Source organism: Ferroplasma sp. Type II (assembly GCF_000496155.1).
This window is the reverse complement of the sequence record NZ_KI542817.1, coordinates 1,836-3,356: the sequence shown is the minus strand read 5'-3', so window position 1 is coordinate 3,356 and position 1,521 is coordinate 1,836. Positions and strand designations below refer to the sequence as shown.

1 protein-coding gene is annotated in these 1,521 nt (G+C 42.3%); it reads right to left on the bottom strand.

What is annotated here, in order from left to right:
* Nucleotides 1-14: 14 nt before the first annotated feature.
* Nucleotides 15-1,238, bottom strand: coding sequence for a cysteine desulfurase (locus AMDU4_RS12990; RefSeq protein WP_021788393.1), 1,224 nt, complete (start codon nt 1,236-1,238; stop codon nt 15-17).
* Nucleotides 1,239-1,521: the final 283 nt, after the last annotated feature.

Genomic DNA, 1,521 nt, shown 5'->3' with positions numbered 1-1,521 from the left:
AATATCATCAAGATTCATAATTTAAAGTACCTCCTTGCTGTCTTTATGGCATCCACAAGAGCATCAATGTCTTGACCACTGTTATATAGATAGAAGCTGGCACGGGCTGTAGATCCAACATCCAGCCAGCGCATCAAAGGTTGGGCACAGTGATGTCCGGCGCGGATGGCTATTCCCTGCGCATCAAGAACCTGAGAGACATCATGGGAGTGTATTCCTGAAATGTTAAAGGCTACAACGCTGGTTCGTGGATAAGGCGGACCATAGACTATGACTCCAGGTATCTCTTCTAACCTCTGATAAGTTTCTTGTGCAAGTTCCCGGCTGTGCTCCTCAATTCTGGACATGCCAATAGCATTTAAGTAATCCACAGCGCTGCCAAGGCCAATAGCCCCAGCAATATGCGGTGTACCCCCCTCAAATTTTGCAGGGAGTTCGGCCCAGGTTGCATTCTCCCTGTCAACATATGCGATCATTTCCCCACCGAATATGACTGGATCGGAAGCCTCCAGTAAAGCTTCTTTGCCCCATAAAATACCTATTCCAGTAGGCCCCAGCATCTTATGGCCGGAAAAAGCAAGAAAATCTATTCCCAGGTTCTGAACATCTGTGGGCTGGTGCGGGACTGATTGAGCCCCGTCAACGACCATAATAGCTCCAACCTCGTGCGCCAGTTTGGCTACCTCAGCTATGGGATTTATAGTGCCCAATACATTTGACACCGCTGAAAGGGTCACAATTCTGGTTCTGTTGCTAATTTGTTTTTTTACGGATTCGATAGTAATTGTTCCATCTTTATTGAGATCAATGTATCGTAAATGCGCTCCCTTTCTCTTGGCTAACTGCTGCCATGGGATAATGTTGGAATGGTGCTCCATGGGGGAAAGGACAATTTCATCTCCTTCTTTCAAAAATTTATCTCCCCACGCCCGAGCAATAGTATTGAGACTTTCGGTAGTTCCCCTGGTAAAAATTACTTCGCGGTAAGAATTGGCATGTATAAAACGTGCAATCTTTTCTCTGGCCTCTTGCATCGCTACCGTTGCTTCTTCTGCCAGAGTATGTACACTCCGCAAAACATTGGCATTGGTGTTTTCATAGTATTTGGTGATACAATCAATGACAGACTGTGGTTTTTGGGATGTTGCAGCTGAATCCAGATATACTAATCGATGTCCATTAATTTGCCGCTTGAGTATGGGAAAATCCTCTGTGATATCAACCAATGCTGTAATCATGCTTTTAACCCCATTTCGTTTTTAAGTAATATAACATTCATTTTCAGACCAACATTTAGCTTATTCCTAGTAAATACCCTGTAGTTAATACTTTTTATAAACTCATTTATGTAATATTTTTGTGTTCTATTCATAATTAGACTATAAAATATAGGTACTAAAGGGTTGTGTTAGATGCAATGTTGAGTATAGCTGGAATTCTATCCAATATGGTTATTTTCCTCTTCTGAATGGCTATTATAAGTCCTTCTCACTTTTCCAAGACCATTTCGAAGTATCTCTT